1 pseudogene is annotated in these 365 nt (G+C 67.9%); it reads left to right on the top strand.

Annotation, left to right across the window (positions count from 1 at the left end):
* Positions 1-217 (top strand): annotated as a pseudogene (locus tag AAH979_RS43200) (hypothetical protein); the annotation flags it as partial.
* Positions 218-365 lie beyond the last annotated feature (148 nt).

Raw genomic sequence — 365 nt, 5'->3', positions numbered from 1 at the left:
GTGTGGGTACCTGTTCCTGTGTCAGGTGTTGCAGTTGATCGTGGTCGGTCTGTGTGGCGAGCGGTCCATAGAAGTCGAGATCCTCGTGCTGCGTCACCAGGTCGCGGTCCTGCGCCGGCAGGTCAGCCGTCCGGATCTTGAACCGGGGGACAGGGCGGTGTTGTCGGCGTTGTCGCGGCTGCTGCCCCGCCGCGGTGGGTCTACGTGCTGTTCCTGATCGAGATCGCCACCCGGCGGGTCCGCATCCTCGGCGCGACCACGAACCCGACCCGGGGTGTGGGTGGCCGGCAGGCCCGCAACCTCGTGATGGACCTTGGGGAGCGGGTGGGCCGGTTCAGGTTCCTGATCCGGGACCGCGACAGCAG

It is taken from the genome of Plantactinospora sp. ZYX-F-223 (genome assembly GCF_039649625.1).
Classification (GTDB): Bacteria; Actinomycetota; Actinomycetes; order Mycobacteriales; family Micromonosporaceae; genus Plantactinospora.
This window is presented reverse-complemented; position numbering and strand designations above follow the sequence as displayed.